Origin of the sequence: Bradyrhizobium viridifuturi (assembly GCF_001238275.1) — a bacterium.
Classification (GTDB): Bacteria; Pseudomonadota; Alphaproteobacteria; order Rhizobiales; family Xanthobacteraceae; genus Bradyrhizobium; species Bradyrhizobium viridifuturi.
In genome coordinates, this window is record NZ_LGTB01000052.1 from 24,198 (window position 1) to 43,604 (window position 19,407).

Annotated in this window: 19 protein-coding genes, 1 tRNA gene and 3 pseudogenes; 12 read left to right on the forward strand and 11 right to left on the reverse strand. The window is 64.8% G+C overall.

The window, feature by feature from the left end; genetic code table 11:
- Positions 1–72 precede the first annotated feature (72 nt).
- The 6 genes and pseudogenes from ALC15_RS35360 to ALC15_RS35385 all read left to right on the forward strand — a co-directional run bounded on the left by ALC15_RS35360 (position 73) and on the right by ALC15_RS35385 (position 6,441).
- Positions 73–1,458, forward strand: a complete 1,386-nt coding sequence (locus ALC15_RS35360) for a cytochrome P450 (RefSeq protein ID WP_050631317.1) — start codon at positions 73–75, stop codon at positions 1,456–1,458.
- Positions 1,459–1,499: 41 nt separating this feature from the next.
- Positions 1,500–2,909 carry an adenylate/guanylate cyclase domain-containing protein gene (locus tag ALC15_RS35365; RefSeq protein ID WP_050631290.1) on the forward strand — a complete coding sequence of 470 codons (1,410 nt, stop codon included), beginning with the start codon at positions 1,500–1,502 and terminating at the stop codon, positions 2,907–2,909.
- Between the two features lie 118 nt (positions 2,910–3,027).
- The gene (locus ALC15_RS35370; protein ID WP_050631291.1) at positions 3,028–3,531 is read left to right on the forward strand and encodes a tellurite resistance TerB family protein; all 504 of its coding nucleotides are present in this window, start codon (positions 3,028–3,030) and stop codon (positions 3,529–3,531) included.
- 227 nt (positions 3,532–3,758) lie between these two features.
- A pseudogene (locus tag ALC15_RS35375) lies at positions 3,759–4,537 on the forward strand (SDR family NAD(P)-dependent oxidoreductase).
- Between the two features lie 163 nt (positions 4,538–4,700).
- Positions 4,701–5,515: pseudogene (locus ALC15_RS35380) on the forward strand (glutamine amidotransferase).
- A 116-nt stretch (positions 5,516–5,631) separates the two neighbouring features.
- The gene (locus tag ALC15_RS35385; RefSeq protein ID WP_050631292.1) at positions 5,632–6,441 is read left to right on the forward strand and encodes an enoyl-CoA hydratase; all 810 of its coding nucleotides are present in this window, start codon (positions 5,632–5,634) and stop codon (positions 6,439–6,441) included.
- Positions 6,442–6,561: 120 nt separating this feature from the next.
- On the opposite strand, the gene ALC15_RS35390 is transcribed toward ALC15_RS35385, so the two are convergent.
- Positions 6,562–6,637: transfer RNA gene (locus tag ALC15_RS35390), tRNA-Ala, on the reverse strand.
- 298 nt (positions 6,638–6,935) lie between these two features.
- On the opposite strand from ALC15_RS35390, the gene ALC15_RS35395 reads away from it, so the two are divergent.
- From ALC15_RS35395 to folD, 3 genes are read left to right on the forward strand one after another with little or no spacing between them, the layout of a single operon-like run.
- Positions 6,936–7,226: a YggT family protein gene (locus ALC15_RS35395; protein WP_021078230.1), complete on the forward strand. Its 291-nt coding sequence runs from the start codon at positions 6,936–6,938 to the stop codon at positions 7,224–7,226.
- Between the two features lie 34 nt (positions 7,227–7,260).
- The gene (locus ALC15_RS35400; RefSeq protein WP_094194316.1) at positions 7,261–7,596 is read left to right on the forward strand and encodes a DUF167 domain-containing protein; all 336 of its coding nucleotides are present in this window, start codon (positions 7,261–7,263) and stop codon (positions 7,594–7,596) included.
- A gap of 1 nt (position 7,597) precedes the next feature.
- Positions 7,598–8,482: a bifunctional methylenetetrahydrofolate dehydrogenase/methenyltetrahydrofolate cyclohydrolase FolD gene (folD, locus tag ALC15_RS35405; RefSeq protein WP_050631293.1), complete on the forward strand. Its 885-nt coding sequence runs from the start codon at positions 7,598–7,600 to the stop codon at positions 8,480–8,482.
- Positions 8,483–8,648: 166 nt separating this feature from the next.
- Here folD and ppa read toward each other — a convergent pair whose 3' ends face one another.
- Positions 8,649–9,179, reverse strand: a complete 531-nt coding sequence (ppa, locus tag ALC15_RS35410) for an inorganic diphosphatase (protein WP_016847249.1) — start codon at positions 9,177–9,179, stop codon at positions 8,649–8,651.
- Positions 9,180–9,344: 165 nt separating this feature from the next.
- Positions 9,345–9,854 (reverse strand): GNAT family N-acetyltransferase, encoded by a 510-nt coding sequence (locus ALC15_RS35415; RefSeq protein WP_021078234.1) that lies wholly within the window; start codon positions 9,852–9,854, stop codon positions 9,345–9,347.
- Between the two features lie 361 nt (positions 9,855–10,215).
- On the opposite strand from ALC15_RS35415, the gene ALC15_RS35420 reads away from it, so the two are divergent.
- The 3 genes from ALC15_RS35420 to ALC15_RS35430 are packed head-to-tail and all read left to right on the forward strand — an operon-like array spanning position 10,216 to position 12,494.
- Complete coding sequence (locus tag ALC15_RS35420; protein ID WP_050631294.1) at positions 10,216–10,683, forward strand: DUF2269 family protein; 468 nt, start codon at positions 10,216–10,218, stop codon at positions 10,681–10,683.
- 15 nt (positions 10,684–10,698) lie between these two features.
- Positions 10,699–12,027, forward strand: coding sequence for an SDR family oxidoreductase (locus ALC15_RS35425; RefSeq protein WP_050631319.1), 1,329 nt, complete (start codon positions 10,699–10,701; stop codon positions 12,025–12,027).
- 59 nt (positions 12,028–12,086) lie between these two features.
- Positions 12,087–12,494 carry a thiol-disulfide oxidoreductase DCC family protein gene (locus ALC15_RS35430; protein ID WP_050631320.1) on the forward strand — a complete coding sequence of 136 codons (408 nt, stop codon included), beginning with the start codon at positions 12,087–12,089 and terminating at the stop codon, positions 12,492–12,494.
- 98 nt (positions 12,495–12,592) lie between these two features.
- On the opposite strand, the gene ALC15_RS35435 is transcribed toward ALC15_RS35430, so the two are convergent.
- The 8 genes and pseudogenes from ALC15_RS35435 to ALC15_RS35470 all read right to left on the reverse strand — a co-directional run bounded on the left by ALC15_RS35435 (position 12,593) and on the right by ALC15_RS35470 (position 19,337).
- Entirely contained in the window at positions 12,593–13,840 is a 1,248-nt protein-coding gene (locus ALC15_RS35435) for a flavin monoamine oxidase family protein (protein ID WP_050631295.1), read from the reverse strand.
- 176 nt (positions 13,841–14,016) lie between these two features.
- A complete protein-coding gene (gene typA, locus ALC15_RS35440) occupies positions 14,017–15,843 on the reverse strand; it encodes a translational GTPase TypA (protein WP_050631296.1) in 1,827 nt (608 codons plus the stop codon).
- Between the two features lie 289 nt (positions 15,844–16,132).
- On the reverse strand, positions 16,133–16,357 hold the full coding sequence (locus tag ALC15_RS35445) for a hypothetical protein (protein ID WP_050631321.1): 225 nt from the start codon (positions 16,355–16,357) through the stop codon (positions 16,133–16,135).
- 13 nt (positions 16,358–16,370) lie between these two features.
- Positions 16,371–16,604, reverse strand: a complete 234-nt coding sequence (locus ALC15_RS35450) for a hypothetical protein (RefSeq protein ID WP_050631297.1) — start codon at positions 16,602–16,604, stop codon at positions 16,371–16,373.
- An 18-nt stretch (positions 16,605–16,622) separates the two neighbouring features.
- Positions 16,623–16,907, reverse strand: coding sequence for a hypothetical protein (locus ALC15_RS35455; RefSeq protein ID WP_050631298.1), 285 nt, complete (start codon positions 16,905–16,907; stop codon positions 16,623–16,625).
- A 40-nt stretch (positions 16,908–16,947) separates the two neighbouring features.
- Complete coding sequence (locus tag ALC15_RS35460) at positions 16,948–17,196, reverse strand: hypothetical protein (RefSeq protein ID WP_050631299.1); 249 nt, start codon at positions 17,194–17,196, stop codon at positions 16,948–16,950.
- Positions 17,193–18,637: pseudogene (locus ALC15_RS35465) on the reverse strand (radical SAM protein). The gene ALC15_RS35460 and the pseudogene ALC15_RS35465 overlap by 4 nt, the downstream one beginning before the upstream one ends.
- Positions 18,618–19,337 carry a prolipoprotein diacylglyceryl transferase gene (locus tag ALC15_RS35470; RefSeq protein ID WP_050631300.1) on the reverse strand — a complete coding sequence of 240 codons (720 nt, stop codon included), beginning with the start codon at positions 19,335–19,337 and terminating at the stop codon, positions 18,618–18,620. Before ALC15_RS35470 ends, ALC15_RS35465 begins: the two are co-directional and overlap by 20 nt.
- Positions 19,338–19,407 lie beyond the last annotated feature (70 nt).

The window sequence follows — 19,407 nt, forward strand, 5'->3', positions numbered from 1 at the left end:
GGTCCGCGCGCCTTCATGGCGCCGGGATCGCATGGCCGGATCGGCCGTTGCGTGAGGCAGGAAGCGAGGACCATGAGCATAGCTGAAGTCTACGATATCACGGTCACGCGGCGTCCTTTGGTCCCGCCGGCCCCGCCGCGCGCACCCGCCGACATGGGCGCGTTCCAGCGGATGCGGGTGATGCGCAACTCGCCGATCGAGACTTGGGGCCAGCGCGCCTATGAGGACGACATCGTCCAGGGCCGCTTCCTCAACCATTCGAGCTTCATCCTCAACACGCCGGATGCGATCCGCCATGTGCTGGTCGACAATTACGAGAACTACCACCGCACGCCGGCCGGGCTGCGCGTGCTGCGTCCGATGCTGGGCGAGGGATTGCTGATCGCCGAAGGCCGTGCGTGGAAGCATCAGCGCCGCACACTGGCGCCGGCGTTCACGCCGCGCGCGGTGACGACGCTGGTGCCCTACATGATCGCGGCGATCGACGAGACCATCGCCAAGCTGAAGACCGCGAGCGGCGGTCCGGTCGATCTGCGCGAGGTGATGCAACGCATGACGCTGGAGATCGCCGGCCGCACCATGTTCTCGTTCGGCATGGATCGCCACGGCGCCGCGCTGCGCGACTTCGTGATGGAGTATGGCGACACGCTGGCGCGGCCGCACATGCTGGACCTGCTGTTGCCGTTGAACTGGCCGACTCCGCAGGATTTCCGCCGCGCCCGCTTCCGCAAGCGCTGGACCGCATTCGTCGGCATGCTGATGGCCGAGCGCCGCGCCGCCGGCAAGGATGACAACGCGCCGGCCCGCGACCTGTTCGACCTGATGGGCGCCGCGCGCGATCCTGAAACCGGCCAGGCCTTCACCGATGCCCAGCTTGGCGACCAGGTCGCGACCATGATCCTGGCCGGCCATGAGACGACCGCGACTGCGCTGTTCTGGGCGCTTTATCTGTTGGCGCTCGATCCCGAGACCCAGGAACAATTGGCAGCAGAAGTCAGCAGCGTGGCGACATCGGGTGCGCTCGATTTCGAGAAGCTGAAGTTCACCCGCGCCGTGATCGATGAAACCATGCGGCTTTATCCGCCGGCATTCCTGATCGCGCGTGCGGCGGGCGGTCCCGACACCATCATGGGCCGTCCGGTCAGGAAGGGTGACGTAATCCTGATCGCGCCGTGGCTGTTGCACCGGCATGAGAAACTGTGGCGCGACCCGAATGCGTTCGTACCACAGCGTTTCATGGCGGAAACGCCGCCGGATCGCTTTGCCTATCTGCCGTTCGGTGTTGGCGCGAGGGTCTGCATCGGCGCACATTTTGCGCTGGTCGAGGCGACGCTCGCGCTCGCGAAGATCATCGGCGCGTTCCGCGTCGCGCTGGCGGACAAGGACCCGGTGCTTCCGATCGGCGTGGTGACGACACAGCCGAACCGCTCTCCGGTGTTCACGATCAAGCCGCGCTGACCTTGCGCGGCGGTGTTCCGATGCTCATCTAGGGGCTCACCATGAGCGATACGCAGGCCCACTTCGCAGTCCTCAGGCAGACGACCGATCCGGCCGTCGTCGATGCCATGCAGCAGCTGATCTCCGATGGCCATGATCGCGAGCTCAATCGCATCAACGTTCTGGATTTCGCGGGCCGTACCGGGCTCGACCAGGAGAAGGTGATCTCCGGCTTCCTGCATGCGTCGCGGCTCGGCCTGTTCGACATGAGCTGGAACGTGCTGTGTCCGGGCTGTGGCGGCGTGCTCGATGCTCACACCACGCTGAAGTCGCTGCGCCATGACGATTACAATTGCGCGCTGTGCGCGGCCGGCTACGAGGCCTCGGTCGACGAGTTGGTCGAGGTTGCCTTCACCGTCAGCCCGCGCGTCCGGCACATTGCCGCGCACGATCCCAATACGCTGCCGATCTGGGAATATTTCCGGCAGATCTTCTGGAGTTCCGGGATCGAGTTCGACGAGAGCTCGGTGTCGACCCTGATCAATGAGGTGACGCTGGAGGGGCTCGAGCTGCCGCCCGGCGAAAAGGCGATCCTGTCGCTCAACCTGCCCAACCAGTTCGTCATCGTGTTCGAGCCGGTGACGCATTCGGCGCACTTCTTTGCCGTCGAGGGCGAGCCGACCACCGATCGTCAGCAATTCTCGATCGCGTTCAACAAGTCGCATGCGCCGACCGGCACTTCGACAATGCGGCCGGGGCCGCTGCGGCTCACGCTGGAGAATCATGCCGACGTTCGCGTGCTGCCGTCGGTGTGGATCGCCGGCGATCCGCTGCACAAATTGCTCGGCAAGCGCAAGCCGATCCTCACCGCGAAGCGGATGCTGTCGAACCAGACTTTCCGCGACGTGTTCAAGGCCGACAACCTCACCGTCGACCAGCGGCTGAAGATCACCGCGCTGACTTTCCTGTTCACCGATCTCAAGGGCTCGACCGCGCTCTATGAGCGGGTCGGCGATCTCGCCGCGTTCGATCTGGTGCGCGCGCATTTCCACGCACTGCTCGACATCATCGCCTCCGAGCGCGGCGCCGTCGTGAAGACGATCGGCGATGCCGTGATGGCGACCTTCATCCGGCCCGAGCACGCATTGTCGGCGGGCCTGCGCATGCGGGCGGCGATGAAGCAGCTCAACACCGAGCGCGGCAAGGAGGATCTCGTCGTCAAGATCGGCATCCATGAGGGGCCGTGCCTCGCGGTGACGCTGAACGAGCGGCAGGATTATTTCGGCCAGACCGTGAATATCGCAGCCAGGGTGCAGAGCCTGTCGACGTCGCAGGAGATCCATCTGACCCAACCGGTGATGGAATCGGCTGAAGTGGCCGGCATCCTCGATCGCGCGGCGATCAAGCCGATCCAGAAGGAAGCGGCGCTGCGCGGCATTGCCGACAAGCTCGTGGTGTATGAAATACCGTAGTCATATTGCAGAAATGTAATGCTTGCCGAAACGTAATGCCGCAGCGGGAACCCGCGCGGATTGCGCCGGTTCTGTTTCCACGCCATATACACTTCAGCTTCATTGCATAGAGAAAGCGATGCTCGACGGACTCCGCCAATTCATTGCCGATATCGTCTCCCCCGATGCAAAGGCCGACCGCGCTTTCGATGATAGCGACTATCGCCTGGCGGCGACCGCGCTCTTGGTGCATGTGGTCTCGCTGGACGGCGAGCCGACGCCTGCCGAGACGCGCAAGCTGCACAGCCTGATCGAGAGCCGTTTCCAGCTTGATCCCGGCACCGCCGACAAGCTGATCGCTTCTGCGATGCGCGTCGAAGGCGAGGCCGTGGACCTCTATCACTTCACCAGTGTGATCATGCGCTCGGTGAATGAGGAGGGGCGGCTGCGCATCGTCGAGATGATGTGGGAGCTGGTCTATGCCGACGGTCAGGTCAGCGAGTTCGAGGACAATGTGGTCTGGCGCGCGGCCGATCTGCTCGGCATTTCCTCGCGCGACCGCATCGACCTCAAGCACCGGGTCGCCGAGAAGCAGGCGGAGTTGCCGAAGGGCCCCTGGGGCACGGCAGACGCGGCAATCTGACACGGTCGGCTGCGCAAGCGGAGCACCGTCGCCGGCATCACGGATGACGAAACTTTAATGTCTGCCTCGATTGGGTGCGATCCGACTGAAAATCGGTCGTTTCGTCCCGAAACCGGCGCCCCGGCGGCTATCCACAAGCCCATACACGGCTTGCATCCCACCGCATGCCTATGCTCTCGTCGCCCCGTTGGGGACCCTCACTAGAATTTGCAATAAGAGTTTGAAACGTGACTGAGCGTGTGACGCTGATAACCGGGGCATCGGCGGGCATAGGCACCGAACTGGCGCGCGTGTTTGCATCGAATGGTCACCGCGTGGCGCTGGTGGCGCGGCGCGCTGATCGCCTGACGGCACTCGCCGATGAGCTCGGAGCCAAGGGCGGCGCGGCCCCGATCGTGATCTCCTGCGATCTGCAGCAGACCGATGCGGGTGAGCGGATCGCGCAAGCCCTGACCGAGGCCGGGGTCGAGGTCGAATATCTCGTCAACAATGCCGCTTCGGCCTGTTCGGCCTTGCCGTCGAGCGCGACCGTGCCGAGCAGCTCAACATCATCAACCTCAACATCCGCGCGCTGACCGATCTGACGCTGCGTTTTGCCGATCAGCTGATCCGCAACCGCGGCGGCATCCTCAATCTCGGTTCGATCGCCGGCTTCCTGCCGGGCCCCGGCATGGCGGTGTACTACGCCAGCAAGGCCTATGTGCTCTCGTTCTCCGAGGCATTGCGCTGTGAGCTGGCGCCGAAGGGCGTGCGCGTCACCGTGGTTTGCCCGGGTCCCGTGCCCTCCGAGTTTCAGGACCGCGCCGGCTTCGCGCCCGGGTTCGATTCCGCGATCCTCAACGTCGCGCCCGCCGAAGTCGCCCGCCAGGCTTATCGCGGCCTGATGGCCAACAAGCGCGCCGTGCTGCCTGGCGCCTTCATCAAGGTCGTGCCGTTCCTGCTCCGGCTGTTCCCGCGCTCCTTCATCCTGACGGCGGTCGGCGGCTTCCAGCTCCGCAAGCGTTAGCCTTCCTGAAACGTCCCCTCGGTCGTCGTTAAGGCTGTTTCTGGCCCGCGATTTGCTTCGCCACGTCTGTGCGCAAACTCACACGATGTTAACGACCACTTAGCTATGATCGCACCTTACGTGCCGAATCCTTAAGCAGAGGCCAAACCTTCAAGCAGAGGCAATGTCGTTCCGGTCTGACCAAACCCGCGTCGTGGTGCCCTTCGCAAGCCGAAGGCCGGCCGCGGTCACGCCGGTGGATCAGGTTTCGGATCAAGCCTCGCGGCGGCCGGTGCTGATCGTGCTGCATCAGGAGACCTCGACTCCCGGCCGGATCGGCAACGCCCTGCGTGCGCTGGGTTACCCCCTCGACATCCGCCGTCCGCGCTTTGGCGACGCGCTGCCCGACACGCTCGAGGCGCATGCGGGCGCGGTGATCTGCGGCGGCCCGATGAGCGCCAACGATGCCGACGACTACGTCCGGCGCGAGATCGACTGGATTTCAGTTCCCTTGCGTGAGCAGCGCCCGTTCTCGGCATCTGCCTCGGTGCGCAAATGCTGGCGCGGCAACTCGGCGCGCGCGTCGCGCCGCATCCGCAGGGCCGTGTCGAGGTCGGCTACTACCCGGTCAGGCCGACGCAGGCGGGTCTCGCGCTCTGTCCGGATTGGCCGGCGCGCGTCTATCACTGGCATGGCGAGGGATTCCAACTGCCCGACGGCGCGGACCTGCTTGCTGCGGGCGATGATTTCCCGGTGCAGGCGTTCCAGTTCGGCAATGCCTTCGGCCTGCAATTCCATCCCGACGTGACCTACGCGATGATGCATCGCTGGACCACGCGCGGTTGCGCGCGGATGGAGCAGCCAGGCGCGCAATCGGTCCATCAGCACTTCGCCGGGCGCGCCGTGCACGATGCCGCCGAGCGCGCGTGGCTGAAGCATTTCATTGACGGCTGGATTGCGCGCGTACCGCGGCCGCTGCTGTTGCAGGCGGCGGAATAGCCGCCGCGCGGAATTTCGCGCCGCCTTTTCATTCTGATGGATGTGCTACTGTCGCCTGCCGCGCGCCGGCCGTATCGCCGCGCGTATCAATAACAACAAGGCCCAGGGAGAACGCCGTGAGCTACCAGCACATCCTGTATGAGGTCAGCGACCGGATCGCGACCATCACGCTCAATCGCCCCGACCGCATGAATGCGTGGACCGCGATCATGGAGCGCGACGTGCGCCATGCGATGGAGGCCGCATCCAACGACGACAATGTGCGCGTCATCATCCTGACCGGCGCGGGCCGCGGCTTCTGCGCCGGCGCCGACATGGAAGCGCTGCAGGGGATCGATCCCAACGAGGTCAGGCGCGGCGAGAGCATTCCGTTCGACATGAACCGCCGCGCCGACTGGCAGACGCGCTACGCCTATTATCCCGCCATCAAGAAGCCGGTGATTGCGATGCTCAACGGTGCCACCGCCGGCATCGGCCTGGTTCACGCGCTCTATTGCGACCTGCGCTTCGCCGCTGACAGCGCGGTGTTCACGACAGCCTTCGCGCGGCGCGGCCTGATCGCCGAGCACGGCATCAGCTGGATGCTGCCGCGCATCGTCGGCCATGCCAACGCGCTGGATCTCTTGATGTCGGCGCGTCGCGTGTCGGCCGCGGAGGCGCTGCGCATCGGGCTCGTCAACCGGCTCTCTTCGCCGGAGCAGCTGCGCGAGGAAACTTACGCCTATGCCCGGGACCTCGCCGATTTCGTCTCGCCGAGCGCGATCGCGGTGATCAAGCGCCAAGTCTACGACGTGCCGTTCCAGACCCTCGCGGAAGCCACCATCGACGCCAATCGCGAAATGCAGATCGCGCTCAAGGGCAACGATTTCCGGGAAGGCGTCGCGAGCTTTGTCGAGAAGCGGCCGCCAAGGTTTACGGGGACGTGAGGGGGGATAGTGGGGGGGGCGATTTTGCCGATCAGCCCGGCTTCGCCCTTCGGGCTACGTCGCGGCAGCCTTCGCTACGAGACGGCTTGCCGAGCCGAAGCTCGCGAAGCGAGCGAAGGCTGGTGGAGCCAGGCGGGATCGAACCGCCGACCTCGTCATTGCGAACGACGCGCTCTCCCAGCTGAGCTATGGCCCCATTGCGGCCGGGTGTTGCTGAGTGTCCCGGCCGTCAGTCGGGCGCCATTTACAGTCCCGCCCAAGGCCAAGTCAAGAACGCTGAAACAGCGGTTTTCGGCCTTTCCCGCCCGGAACTTCCCTTGTTTGCGGGGGGACGAACCGATATTTAGAGCATGATCCGGACCCGGCGGGCCGCGTTAGCGAGAAGTACGTAGCGGTTTTCCGAGAAGATCCTGCTCAAACAAGAAGCGCGCTGGCGGTTCAAGTCCGGTTTCGTTGCGCTTTACCTGGTCGTCCTACCCGCGAGCCCCCATCATATGCGCGCTGTTCTCGACATCGTCATCATCGTCCTCGACCTCTATGTCTGGCTTCTGATCGCCTCCGCCATCCTGTCCTGGCTGGTCGCCTTCAACGTGGTCAACACGCGCAATCAATTCGTCTCGGCGGTGGCCGAGTTCCTGTACCGGATCACCGAGCCGGTGCTGCGGCCGATTCGCAATGTGATGCCGAATCTGGGCGGTCTCGATATCTCGCCGATCATCGTGATCCTGATCATCATGTTCATCCAGCGGGTGATCGCCTATTACATCTATCCCAACGTGATCTGATCCCTGGCGATGGACCGCTGCTGATGGATTGCTGATGGATCCTTGGCGCTATTCCACCGAGGGCATCAGCATCGCGTTGCGCGTGACGCCGCGCGGCGGCCGCGACGACATCGACGGGATCGAGACGCTGGCCAACGGCCGTTCGGTGGTGAAGGTGCGGGTTCGCGCCATCGCCGAGGGCGGTGAGGCCAACCGGGCGGTGACGGAGTTATTGGCGAAGGCGCTCGGCGTACCCAAGGCCAGGGTGAAGCTGCTGTCGGGGGCCACTTCGCGGCTGAAGCAGGTGGCGGTCGATGGCGATCCGAGGCAGCTTGGCGACACCTTGAAGAAATTGACTGCGACCGGGCCGAATCAAGACACGAAGGACTGACATGACTGCCCGCATCATCGACGGAAAAGCCATCGCCGCAGAGCTCCGCGCCCGCGTCGCCGACGAGGTCGCCCGGGTCAAGCGCGACCATGCGCTCACGCCGGGGCTCGCCGTCGTGCTGGTCGGCCACGATCCCGCGAGCGAGGTCTATGTCCGCAGCAAGCACACTCAGACCCAGGCCGCCGGCATGGCTTCGTTCGAGCACAAGTTGCCGGAGGATGTGTCGCAGGCCGATCTGCTGGCGCTGATCGCGCGGCTCAACCGCGACCCCATGGTGCACGGCATCCTGGTGCAGCTGCCGCTGCCGAAATCGCTGCACACCGAGACCATCATCAATGCGATCGATCCGGCCAAGGACGTCGACGGCCTGCATCCGAACAATGCCGGCCGGCTCGCCGGCGGCCTTGCCGCGCTGTCGCCCTGCACGCCGCTCGGCTGCATCATCCTGACCAAGAGCGTGCATGCCTCGCTCGAGGGCATGAACGCGATCGTGATCGGCCGCTCCAATCTGGTCGGCCGCCCGCTGGTGCAGTTGCTGCTGAACGAGAACGCGACGGTGACGATCGCGCATTCGCGTTCGCGCGATCTGCCCAAGCTCTGCGCCCAGGCCGATCTGGTCTATGCCGCGGTCGGCAGGCCCGAGATGGTGCGCGGCGACTGGATCAAGCCGGGCGCGACCGTGATCGATGTCGGCATCAACCGCATTCCGGTGCCCGGCGGCAAGCCGAAGCTGGTCGGCGACGTCGCATTCCAGGAAGCGCTCGGCGTCGCCGGCGCGATCACGCCGGTGCCCGGTGGCGTCGGACAGATGACGGTGGCATGCCTTCTGGTCAACACGCTGCGCGCCGCCTGCGCGATCGCGGGCCTGCCGGCGCCGGCGGTGTAAGTTCGCGGGAGAATCTCGAAGTCGTCATTGCGAGCCAACGGTCGCGCGGACGCGCGCCCGATGACAGGCTCCGCGAAGCAATCCATCGCGCGGCGTTCGCGGACCATGGATTGCTTCGTCGCTACGCTCCTCGCAATGACGGAGGAGGCGGCAGGACCTTAGCCCGTCACTTCTTCTTCGCGCGTTCGATGCCTTCGAGGATCAGCTTGCGGGCTTCGTCGGCGTCGCCCCAGCGCAGCACCTTCACCCACTTGCCCTTTTCGAGATCCTTGTAGTGCTCGAAGAAGTGCTGGATCTGCTGCAGCGTGATGTCGGGCAGGTCGCTGTAGTTCTGCACCTTGTCGTAGCGCTGGGTCAGCTTCGATGACGGCACCGCGATGATCTTCTCGTCGCCGCCGGCCTCGTCCTCCATCAGGAGGACGCCGACCACGCGCACGCTCATCACGGCGCCCGGCACGATCGCGCGGGTGTTGACGATCAGCACGTCGCAGGGATCGCCGTCGCCCGACAGCGTGTGCGGGATGAAGCCGTAATTGCCGGGATAGCGCATCGGCGTATAGAGGAAGCGGTCCACCACCAGCGTGCCGGCCTCCTTGTCCATCTCGTACTTGATGGGCTCGCCGCCGACGGCAACCTCGATGATGACGTTGACGTCGTGTGGCGGATTTTTTCCGATCGATATGGCGTCGATACGCATGGATTGCTCCGCGTGGCCTTTTGGAAGTTGAGAACGATGTGATTTTTTGGTTGGCGCCGCCAGGCCGCAAACGGCATCAGGCCCGGCCGTGGGGCCGGGCTGGCCGTCGCGCGCAGCGCTAGAGGCTGGTTTAGCCTTGCTGCAGCTGCGAGAGAAGCAGGATTTTCAGTTGGCCCAGGCGAAAGCGACCTTGTCGAGCGACTTCGGCCCGAACCGTTCCGAGGAGCGCGCCACCATCCGGCCGCCCAGCGCGCGATAAAACTCGGTCGCCGGCTCGTTGTCGGAGAGCGCCCAGATCACCATGCTCTTCAGGCCGCTCTGCATCAGGTCGCGGCGGGCTGCGGCGAACAGGCGCCGGCCGAAGCCGAGGCCCTGGAATTCCGGCCGCAGATAGAGCTCGTAGATCTCGCCTTCGAAATGCAGACTGCGGGCGCGGTTGCGGCCGTAATTGGCATAGCCCGCGATCCTGTCGCCGAACACCAGCACGCTGACGCGGCTGCCCTTGCGGATGGCGCTGTCCCACCACTGCGGGCCACGGCGATTGATCAGCTTTTCGAGTTCGGCGCCGGGGATGATGCCCTGATACGCCGAGCGCCAGGCTTCGTCATGGGTAGACGCCACCGAGGCTGCGTCTGCAGCTTTGGCTGGCCGGACCTCGATTAGCGTTGTGCTCATACAGCCAATCAAAGCAAGTCAGCGGGCCGCCTTCAAGGTCCATCGTTAATTATCGGTTAACCTGTGGGTTTTTTGCATCAGTGTGATGAAAACTTGTTCCGAAAGAGGACACTTGCCGGGTTCAGACGACCGATCGCCGGTTCGGCCCTGTGCAAAGTGTGAATCGCGCACGCAATATGACAGTGCCGTCGCTTGGAAATGGCTCATCCGGGGCTGATTCGCCGCCAGGATTTGGCCTGCGATCCAAGCGCGATGTGGGTACTCCGGGTGCGCAGCCGCAGTGGATTTTTGCGCGCGCACGGCCTATGGCAGCGGCGGCATTTGTGCGTGCCGAAACCGGCCCGATCGCGAGCGGACTGTGATGACGCTCTATTTCCTGATCAAATATCTGCATGTGCTCGGCGCCATCGTGATCCTCGGCACCGGGAGCGGGATCGCCTTCTTCATGCTGGCGGCGCATCGCACGCAAAGTCCGTCCTTCATCGCGCGCACGGTGTCGACGGTCGTGGTCGCGGACATGATCTTCACCCTGAGCGCGGTGCTGCTGCAGCCGGTGAGCGGGGCGCTGCTGATGTTGCTGTCGGCAACCAGCATCACCGAGCGCTGGCTGTTGCTGTCGCTTGCGCTTTACGCGCTGGCCGGCGTGTTCTGGGTTCCCGTTGTTTTCATGCAGATGGAGATGCGCGACCTCGCACAGGCGGCGGCCGACAAGGGTCTGCCGCTACCGCCGCGCTACACTGCGCTGTTTCGCCGCTGGTTCCTGTTCGGGATTCCCGGCTTCGGCTCGGTGATGATCATCCTCTGGCTGATGATCGCAAAACCATTCTAACGCATGATCCAATTCATGAGTGACGGCGCATCACACAATATCCTCGTGCTCGGCGCGTCGGGCCTGATCGGACGCTATGTCACCGACGATCTCAGGGCGCGCGGCTTTCACGCGATCGGGATCGCGCGGCAATTCACGGCTGCCCAAAAGATGAGCGCAGCCGATCTCGAGCTGCCCGTGATGGCGATGGATGTCGCTGAGCTGACGCAGCTGCTTCGCAGCCACGAGGCCGACGTCGTCGTCAATTGCCTCGGCGTGCTGCAGGACGGTCCGGGCAGCGACACAAGCGCGGTGCATCGCGACTTCGTGGCGCGACTGCTGGAAGCGATCCGCGACAGCCATCGCGCCATCCGTCTGGTGCATATTTCGATTCCCGGCAGCGCCGATCAGGATCGCACCGCCTTCAGCACCACCAAGCGCGAAGCCGAACGGCTGATCGCGGCATCGGGGATCGCCCATGCGATCCTGCGCCCGGGCTTTGTCATCGCGCCGTCGGCCTATGGCGGCAGCGCCATGCTGCGCGCGTTGGCGGCGCTGCCGGTGGATTTGCCGGCCGACGAGGCCGCTACGCCATTCCAGCCGGTTGCAGTCGAGGATATCGCCGCGACCATCGCCTGGCTTGCCTCGCGCGACATCGACGACGAAGCGGTGCGCTCGGTGAGCTGGGATCTGATGCAGAAGCAGCCGGTCTCGCTCGGCGGCGTCATCGCCCAATTCCGCTGGTCGTTCGGCACGGCGAAGCAATTCCGTATCGCCTCGCCGTCGTTCCTGATCGATCTCGGCGCCCGTCTCGGCGATCTCACGAGCCGCCTCGGCTGGATGCCGCCGATGCGCTCCAATGCGATTGCCGAGCTGCGCCGCGGCGTCACCGGCGATCCCACGGCCTGGATGGCAGCGGCTGGCATCGTGCCGAAGACGATCGCGCAGGCGATCGGCGGCCGACCCGCGACCATCCAGGACAAATGGTTCGCGCGGCTGTTCCTGATCAAGGCGCTGATCTTCGCGAGCCTCGTGCTGTTCTGGGTCGCCTCCGGCTTCATCTCGCTGGTGATCTCCTATGACGCCGCCGCCGGCATCCTGAGCGCGCATCACTTCCCGCCCGCCCTGGTCGGGCCGGTGACGGTACTGACCAGCCTGATGGACATGAGCATCGGCGTGCTGATCGCGATCCGCCGCACCGCGGCGTTCGGTCTTGTCGCCGGCATCATTGCCTCGCTCGGCTACATGGCGGGATCGGCGGTCCTGACGCCCGATCTCTGGATCGAGCCGCTCGGCGCGCTGGTGAAGACCGGACCCGCGATCGTGCTGATGCTGGTCGCGCTGCTGACATTGGATAACCGATAGCGTTTTCAAGCGAAGTGGCAACCGGTTCGCGTGAAGAAAACGCGTCGAAGGGAATCAAGATGACGAGCTGGCCCGACGACGACGTGATCCTCTACGACGGCGTCTGCATCTTCTGCTCGCGCTGGGTCCGCTTCGTCGTCGACCGTGACACGGCGCGCCGCTTCCGCTTCACGCCGATCCAGTCCGACTACGGCACGCGGCTGGCAAAAACCTTCGGCATCGACCCGGAGGATCCCGACACCAACGCCGTGGTCCATGGCGGCATCGCCTGGATGAAGTCGGACGCCGCGCTGACGGTGCTGAGCCATCTCCCCGGCTGGGGCTGGACGCGCGTGCTGTTCGCAGTGCCGAAACCGCTGCGCGACGCCGTCTACAGCCTCGTCGCCCGCAATCGCTACAAAATCTTCGGCAAGTACGAGACGTGTTTCGTGCCGGACACGGATATGCGGGCGAGGGTGCTGGAGTAGTTTCCCCGTCATTGCGAGGAGCGAAGCGACGAAGCAATCCACTCCATCCGTTACGCGGCGCGATGGATAGCTTCGCTCCGCTCGCAATGACGATGCGGCTACTTGCTCGCTACGACAGCCAACACTTCCCTCGCTGCTCTCTCGCCGCTGTCCCGCGCGCCATGCGCGGTCGAGAAGAAGTGCGGCGACGTCGCCTCGCCGGCGAAGAACAGCCGGCCGTCGACCGGGGCTGCGAGCACGGCGCGCTTGTCGGCGTGGCCGGGCAGCGCGTGGGAATAGGAGCCGCGGGCGAACGGGTCGTGGGCCCAGCGGGACTCGCTGAGCGGCTTCAGCTTGCGGCGGAAATCATTGCCGAGGAAGGAGACGATCTCGTCAATGCTGTGCGCGGCGATGGCGCCGTCGCCGGCATCCTCGAGCGCTTGCGCAAAACGGCCGCCGAAAAAGCCCTCGATGCAGGGCTGGCCGAACGGGCGGATGTGGTAGGTGCCCATCTCGGTGCGCATGGTGGCGCCGCGCAGATTGCCTTCCTTCGGCAGCGCCTCGGGCTCGGCGAGCGCCAAGGTCACCTTGTCGGCGAGGCCGAGCGGCAGGCCGCGGGCGGCATCGAGTTTTTCCGGAAGCGCCGGCGAGAAGCGGATCGCCGCGTCGGCGATCAGGTTGGTCGGCACGGTGACGATCACTTTGTCCGCTTCGAGTGTGCCGCGCGACGTCTCGATGCGGACGCGCTTGGCGGAGTGATCGATCAGCCTCACCTCGCAGTTCAGCGCGACAGACACTTGCTGACCATAGGCCTCGATCAGCGAGCCATAGCCGCGCCTGACGCGCCAATTGACGTTGCTGTCCTCATAGGCGTCGAAATCGAGAATCGAGAGTTGGTCGAGCTCGCAGCCGTTCACATAGGTCGAGATCGCATCGATCATCGGGTTCCAGCGGTTGCCGGGCTCGAGGTAGCGATCGGCTGAACCGTCCTTGCCGCCGCGCGCCGCCTCTTCGATGCGATCGTAGAACTCGTCGAGCGCAAGCATGAACGCATCGCGGTCGGCCTGCGGGAACGCCTTGCCATAGGCGCGCTCGCGCCACGGCGGCAGGTCCTTGTTGAGCTCGAAGCCGAGTTGCCGGGCGATGCCGACAAAGCTGTTCTGGTCGGCCGAGTGCAGCCAGCCGCAGCCGACGTCGAACACCACGTCAGGCGCGGCCTGGATCGTATGAGCCCGGCCGCCGAGCCGGTCGCGGGCTTCCAGCACGATGGTGGAGAGGCCGGTGCCCCTCAGCGCATGCGCGGCGCCGAGGCCTGCGGCGCCGGCGCCGATGATGGCAACATCGACCGTGGAGGGAAGGGAACTCATGTCGCGGCTCTAGCACGTCTGGAGAAGCGTCTAAAGTCAACACACGCATAACTGTCATCACCCGCGAAGGCGGGTGATCCAGTATTCCAGGAGACAGCTGTGATTGAACCGATAGGCCGCAGCGTACTAGATGCCCCGGTCGAGCCGGGGCATGACAGTTTGGTTTACGCGATGGCTTACGCCACAGCTTCCTTGGCCTTTTCAGCGCGCTTGCGGTCGTTCGGATCGAGATGCTTCTTGCGCAGCCGGATCGACTTCGGCGTCACCTCGACGAGCTCGTCGTCCTCGATATAGGCCAGCGCCTTTTCCAGCGTCATCCGGATCGGCGGCGTCAGGCGCACCGCTTCGTCCTTCGAGGTGGTGCGGATGTTGGTGAGCTGCTTGCCCTTCAGCACGTTGATCTCGAGATCGTTGTCGCGGGTGTGCTCGCCGACGATCATGCCCTTGTAGACCTTCCAGCCCGGCTCGATCATCATCGGGCCGCGGTCTTCCAGCTTGAACATCGCATAGGCCACCGCTTCGCCCTGGTCGTTCGAGATCAGCACGCCGTTGCGGCGGCCCTGGATCTCGCCCTTGTAGGCGGCATAGCCGTGGAAGATACGGTTCATGATCGCGGTGCCGCGGGTGTCGGTGAGCAGTTCGCCCTGGTAGCCGATCAGGCCACGGGTCGGCGCGTAGAACACCAGCCGCAGGCGGTTGCCGCCGGACGGGCGCATCTCGATCATCTCGGCCTTGCGCTCGCTCATCTTCTGCACGACGACACCGGAATGCTCCTCGTCGACGTCGATCACGACTTCCTCGATCGGCTCCTGCCAATTGCCGGTCGCCTCGTCCTTCTGCAGCACGACGCGCGGGCGCGACACCGAGAGCTCAAAACCCTCGCGGCGCATGGTCTCGATCAGGATCGCGAGCTGCAGTTCGCCGCGGCCGGAGACTTCCATCGAATCCTTGTCGGCGGCCTCGACGACGCGCAGCGCGACATTGCCCTCGGCCTCGCGCATCAGGCGGTCGCGGATCATGCGCGAGGTCACCTTGTCGCCTTCGGTGCCGGCGAGCGGCGAGTTGTTGACGATGAACGACATCGACACGGTCGGCGGATCGATCGGCTGCGCCGGCAGCGGGGTCTCGACCGAGGGATCGCAGAAGGTGTCGGCGACGGTGCCCTTGGTGAGGCCCGCGATCGCAACGATGTCGCCGGCCTCGGCCTCCTCGAGCGGGGTGCGCTCGAGGCCGCGGAAGGCGAGGATCTTGGTCAGGCGGCCGGTTTCGATCAGCTTGCCGTCGGCGGACAGCACCTTGACCTGCTGGTTCGGCTTGATCGAGCCGGAGGAGATGCGGCCGGTGATGATGCGGCCGAGATAGGGGTTGGCCTCGAGGATGGTGCCGATCATCCGGAACGGACCTTCCTCGACCTTCGGCGGCTCGACATGGCGCACGATCAGATCGAACAGCGGCTGCATGCCGAGGTCCTTCGGACCCTCCGGGCTCTCCGCCATCCAGCCCTGCTTGGCCGACCCGTACAGGATCGGGAAGTCGAGCTGCTCCTCGCTGGCGTCGAGCGCCGCGAACAGGTCGAACACCTCGTTGATGACTTCGGTCGGACGCGCGTCGGGACGGTCGACCTTGTTGATCACGACGATCGGCTTCAGGCCGATCTTGAGCGCCTTCGAGACCACGAACTTGGTCTGCGGCAGCGGACCCTCGGCGGCGTCGACCAGCACCAGCGCGCCGTCCACCATGTTGAGGATGCGCTCGACCTCACCGCCGAAATCGGCGTGGCCGGGGGTGTCGACGATGTTGACGCGGATGTCCTTCCACTGCACCGAGGCCGCCTTGGCCAGGATGGTGATGCCGCGCTCGCGCTCCAGGTCGTTGGAGTCCATGGCGCGTTCGGTGACCTTCTGGTTCTCACGGAAGGTGCCGGATTGCTGCAGCAGGCGGTCGACGAGGGTGGTCTTGCCGTGGTCGACGTGGGCGATGATGGCGACGTTGCGAAGGTTCATGGCTCTTCTTCTGGTCGTGCAATGGTCAGATGCGCGATCTCGCCGAACCAGTTTGGCCGGCCGCTCGCTCGCGTGGCCCATCAGGGGCCCGGATCACGCTCATACCCAAGAAATTTGACGGGGACGCATCACCCCAAAAAGGAAGCCCGGTCTCAGGACCGGGCACCTCGTGCGTTGCGGCGCAATATAGTCAGAAAACGCCAAAAAACAACGGTTTATTGGCCGTTTGGAGGGCTGATTTTGGTTCCGGAAGCCGGTTTTGAGCGGCTTTTTGGGGCCGAATCCGGCGTCATTTCCGGGAAAGCGCCTGGATGATCAAGGTCAACCCGGCAAAGGCCAGGCAGATCACGATGATGGTGACGGGATTAACGTTGGCTCCGGGCCCCATCGCGACGCTGACGATGACGCACAGCACGCCCGGGATCAGCAGGAGGATCCCCACCACCAGCATGAACGCGGTCAGGCAGCCGTTGCGTGGTGGCCCGTTCGACGGCGGCGAGTCGGAATTGCCCATGACCATTGTCCGTCTACTGACTTCGGGGGCGCGTCGCGAGCCAGATCAGCCAGGCGCCAACGAAGCCAATCGCGGAGACGGCGAGCCAAAAGCCGATGAAGGACGAATCGAACCCGCCGCGCCCGAGACCCAATAGCGCGCAGGCCGCGGGAAGCAGCAGGACTATGCCGGCCAGGAACATCAACATCGACAGGCAGCCTTCCGCAGCTGTAGGAGGATTCGTCGGCGGCTCGGGCGGCGTGTTCATGGGCTGCAAATTTGTCCGTTACCGATCGCCCTTGATCGCGGCACGGATCAGCATCACGCCGGCAAAGCAAACCGCGAGCCCGAGCAGGATCAGGAACAGGATGGAGGGATCGGTTTTCGACTCGCTCAGGACGCCGAACCCGAACAGGAGGGCGCAGAGCCCGGGCAGCAGCAGGAGCACCCCGAACAGCGCCATGAAGGCGGTCGCGCAGCCGCCGCGTTGTGGCGGGAGCGGCGGAGGGAGGTGCACGTCGGGCGGCTGCGCTGGTGCAGGCGGCACGGAAGGGGGATTGGTCTCGCTCATGGCTGTGGGTCCACCAGTCGGTTCGCGATGCCGGCCGTCCCTAGGACGCAGGCCTGCGGATGGCCCACCAGATCAGGGCCACGCCGAAGCACGCCACCAGCAGGCACGCGGCGACGACCTGAAGGTCATCGGACGCCGTCTTGGCAACGCCGGCGAACACGAAGATCAGCGCGCAGAGACCGGGCAGCAACAGAATGATGCCGGCGACGATCATCAGCGCCGTCACGCAGCCGTTGCGCTGCTCCGGTGGGCGGGACGGAGGCGGAGGGGGCGCGCTGGTATCGCTCACCTCGGCGTCTCCTCCGTCAGGCGCGCCTCGCGATAGGTCTGGCCGGCGAGGCCCGCGCGGATGCCGTCGATCTTTCCGTCACGGTAGAACAGATTGTAGGTGTCGAACGGGATGATCGCGCCGCTCTCGGTGACGAAGTGAATGCAGCTGCGCTTGACGTTGCCGACGCAGAAATTGGAGCGATCGAGAAACTGCACGATGGTGACGCGGAACACGTTCTCGTAGGAGAGGCCTTCCGGCACTTCGAAGCTCGGCAGGCAGCACAGCAATTCGCAGACCCGCTCCGAGGTGTTGAGCGGGCCCGACGACAGCGAGAACAGGTCGACGAATTTTTCGCGCAACACCGGATATTTCTCGGGGCTGATCGTGTTCGGCATCACGGCGACAAGCTGCTCCTGCGGGATCAGCGAGGTCAGCGGCAACACCTTGTCGGCGTTGCGCAGGCCGTAGCCGATCGAGATGCTCTCGGGATTGCACGGCAGCGGGATCATGTCCTTGTCGCCGAACACCCCGGTCTCGATCACGCGCTGGCGGATCTCCGACAGCATGATGCGGTCGGTGTTCTTGTCGAAATTCTGGTTGCGGCCGGCGTCCTGCACCGGCTGCAGCGTGACGCCGCGGACGCACTTCCAGGTCAGCGCATGGCGGACGATGTCGCCGATCTCGGCATCGTTGACGCCGCGCTTGATGGTCGCGACCAGCGTGGTCGAGACGCCGTGGTGCTCGAGATTCTCCAGCGCCTGCTGGCGGATCTTGCGCAAGTCGGCGCCGCGCAGGTTGACCAGCGCCTCGCGCGTGAGCGAATCGAACTGCAGATAGACCTCCAGCCCACGCTTGTTCGCGGCGAGCTTCGCCACGAACTCCGTTCGCGCGCGATTCTAAGGCCGTTGGTGTTGATCATGACATGGCGGATCGGCCGGGCGCGCACCGCATCCAGGATCGCGAAGAAATCCGGATGCAGCGTCGGCTCGCCGCCGGAGATCTGCACCAGGTCGGGCTCGCCCTCGCTTGCTACCAGCGCGTCCAGCATCTTCTCGATCTTGGCCAGCGGCGTGAAGCTGGTGCGCGCCGGCGAGGAATCCGCAAAGCACACCGGGCAGGTCAGGTTGCAGTGCTCGGTGATCTCGATCAGCGCCAGGCAGGAATGCTGCTCGTGGTCCGGGCACAGCCCGCAATCATAGGGGCAGCCGAATTCGGTGTGGCGCTGGAAGGCGAGCGGCCGGTCGCCCGGCTTGATGAAATCCTTGCACAGCCGCCAATAGGCCGAATCGGTCGAGACCAGCGTCGACTGCACGCCGTGCTGCTTGCAGCGCTTCTCGTACCAGACCTCGTTGCCCGATATCTGGATCTTGGTCGGCACCAGGGTCAGGCAGGTCTCGCAGAGCGACTGGGTCTGGCCCCAGAAGATGTAGGGGCGGGCCTTACGCAGCGGCGCGTTCATGCTTCACACTCACATTCGGCGCCGTCGCGAGCATGACGGCGGCATAGACCATGACAAACAGCGACAGCAGGTGGAACAGCGAGAATGGGCCGATCAGCGCGCCGTAGGGCTTGATGAACTCCCATACGAAGCGCTGCAGGCCGTAGAAGAACAGCACGAGGTAGAATCCATTGGTGATCACAGCGGCGTTGCGGTTCAATACGGCCCAGACGTAGAAGACCGCGAACGCCGCCATCGCCAGGCTTTCATAGAGCTGCACCGGATGGCGCAGGACGCCGTCGCCGAAATCGTGGCCCCAGGGCAGCGTGGTCGGCGTGCCATAGGTGAAATCCTCCAGCCCTGCGAAATAGCAGCCGAGCCGACCGATCGCGACGCCGATCGCAAGCGGCAGCGCGAACCGCGCCCCGGTGCGCAGCGAAATGCCGTGCAGCCATTTGTAGAGCTCGATCGCGACGATGCCGCCGGCCAGTGCGCCCTCGACCGAGCGGGCGATGCCGGGCATGCCCGAGAACCACAGGTTCAGCGTGCCGAAGATGTAGGCGCCGATGCCGGCGCCGAACACCAACGCGGCGATATAGGTCAGCTCGAAGGATTGCCGCGGGAATTGCAGGCCGCGTATGCGCGACAGCCACCACATGGCGACCGCGGCCGCGCCCCATGCTGCAACGTCGAAAATCGCGTGAAGTTCAGCCCCACTCATCGGGCGAGTGTAGCGTGATTTTCGCGGTCCGCGATAGCTGATCCGCGCGGTAGCTGTTCTCCCTCTCCCC

Coding starts and splice junctions, on each gene's coding strand:
- ALC15_RS35360 (WP_050631317.1), top strand. CDS start 73: ATGAGCATAGCTGAAGTCTACGATATCACGGTCACGCGGCGTCCTTTG.
- ALC15_RS35365 (WP_050631290.1), top strand. CDS start 1,500: ATGAGCGATACGCAGGCCCACTTCGCAGTCCTCAGGCAGACGACCGAT.
- ALC15_RS35370 (WP_050631291.1), top strand. CDS start 3,028: ATGCTCGACGGACTCCGCCAATTCATTGCCGATATCGTCTCCCCCGAT.
- ALC15_RS35395 (WP_021078230.1), top strand. CDS start 6,936: ATGCGCGCTGTTCTCGACATCGTCATCATCGTCCTCGACCTCTATGTC.
- ALC15_RS35400 (WP_094194316.1), top strand. CDS start 7,261: ATGGATCCTTGGCGCTATTCCACCGAGGGCATCAGCATCGCGTTGCGC.
- folD (WP_050631293.1), top strand. CDS start 7,598: ATGACTGCCCGCATCATCGACGGAAAAGCCATCGCCGCAGAGCTCCGC.
- ppa (WP_016847249.1), bottom strand. CDS start 9,179: ATGCGTATCGACGCCATATCGATCGGAAAAAATCCGCCACACGACGTC.
- ALC15_RS35415 (WP_021078234.1), bottom strand. CDS start 9,854: ATGAGCACAACGCTAATCGAGGTCCGGCCAGCCAAAGCTGCAGACGCA.
- ALC15_RS35420 (WP_050631294.1), top strand. CDS start 10,216: ATGACGCTCTATTTCCTGATCAAATATCTGCATGTGCTCGGCGCCATC.
- ALC15_RS35425 (WP_050631319.1), top strand. CDS start 10,699: ATGAGTGACGGCGCATCACACAATATCCTCGTGCTCGGCGCGTCGGGC.
- ALC15_RS35430 (WP_050631320.1), top strand. CDS start 12,087: ATGACGAGCTGGCCCGACGACGACGTGATCCTCTACGACGGCGTCTGC.
- ALC15_RS35435 (WP_050631295.1), bottom strand. CDS start 13,840: ATGAGTTCCCTTCCCTCCACGGTCGATGTTGCCATCATCGGCGCCGGC.
- typA (WP_050631296.1), bottom strand. CDS start 15,843: ATGAACCTTCGCAACGTCGCCATCATCGCCCACGTCGACCACGGCAAG.
- ALC15_RS35445 (WP_050631321.1), bottom strand. CDS start 16,357: ATGGGCAATTCCGACTCGCCGCCGTCGAACGGGCCACCACGCAACGGC.
- ALC15_RS35450 (WP_050631297.1), bottom strand. CDS start 16,604: ATGAACACGCCGCCCGAGCCGCCGACGAATCCTCCTACAGCTGCGGAA.
- ALC15_RS35455 (WP_050631298.1), bottom strand. CDS start 16,907: ATGAGCGAGACCAATCCCCCTTCCGTGCCGCCTGCACCAGCGCAGCCG.
- ALC15_RS35470 (WP_050631300.1), bottom strand. CDS start 19,337: ATGAGTGGGGCTGAACTTCACGCGATTTTCGACGTTGCAGCATGGGGC.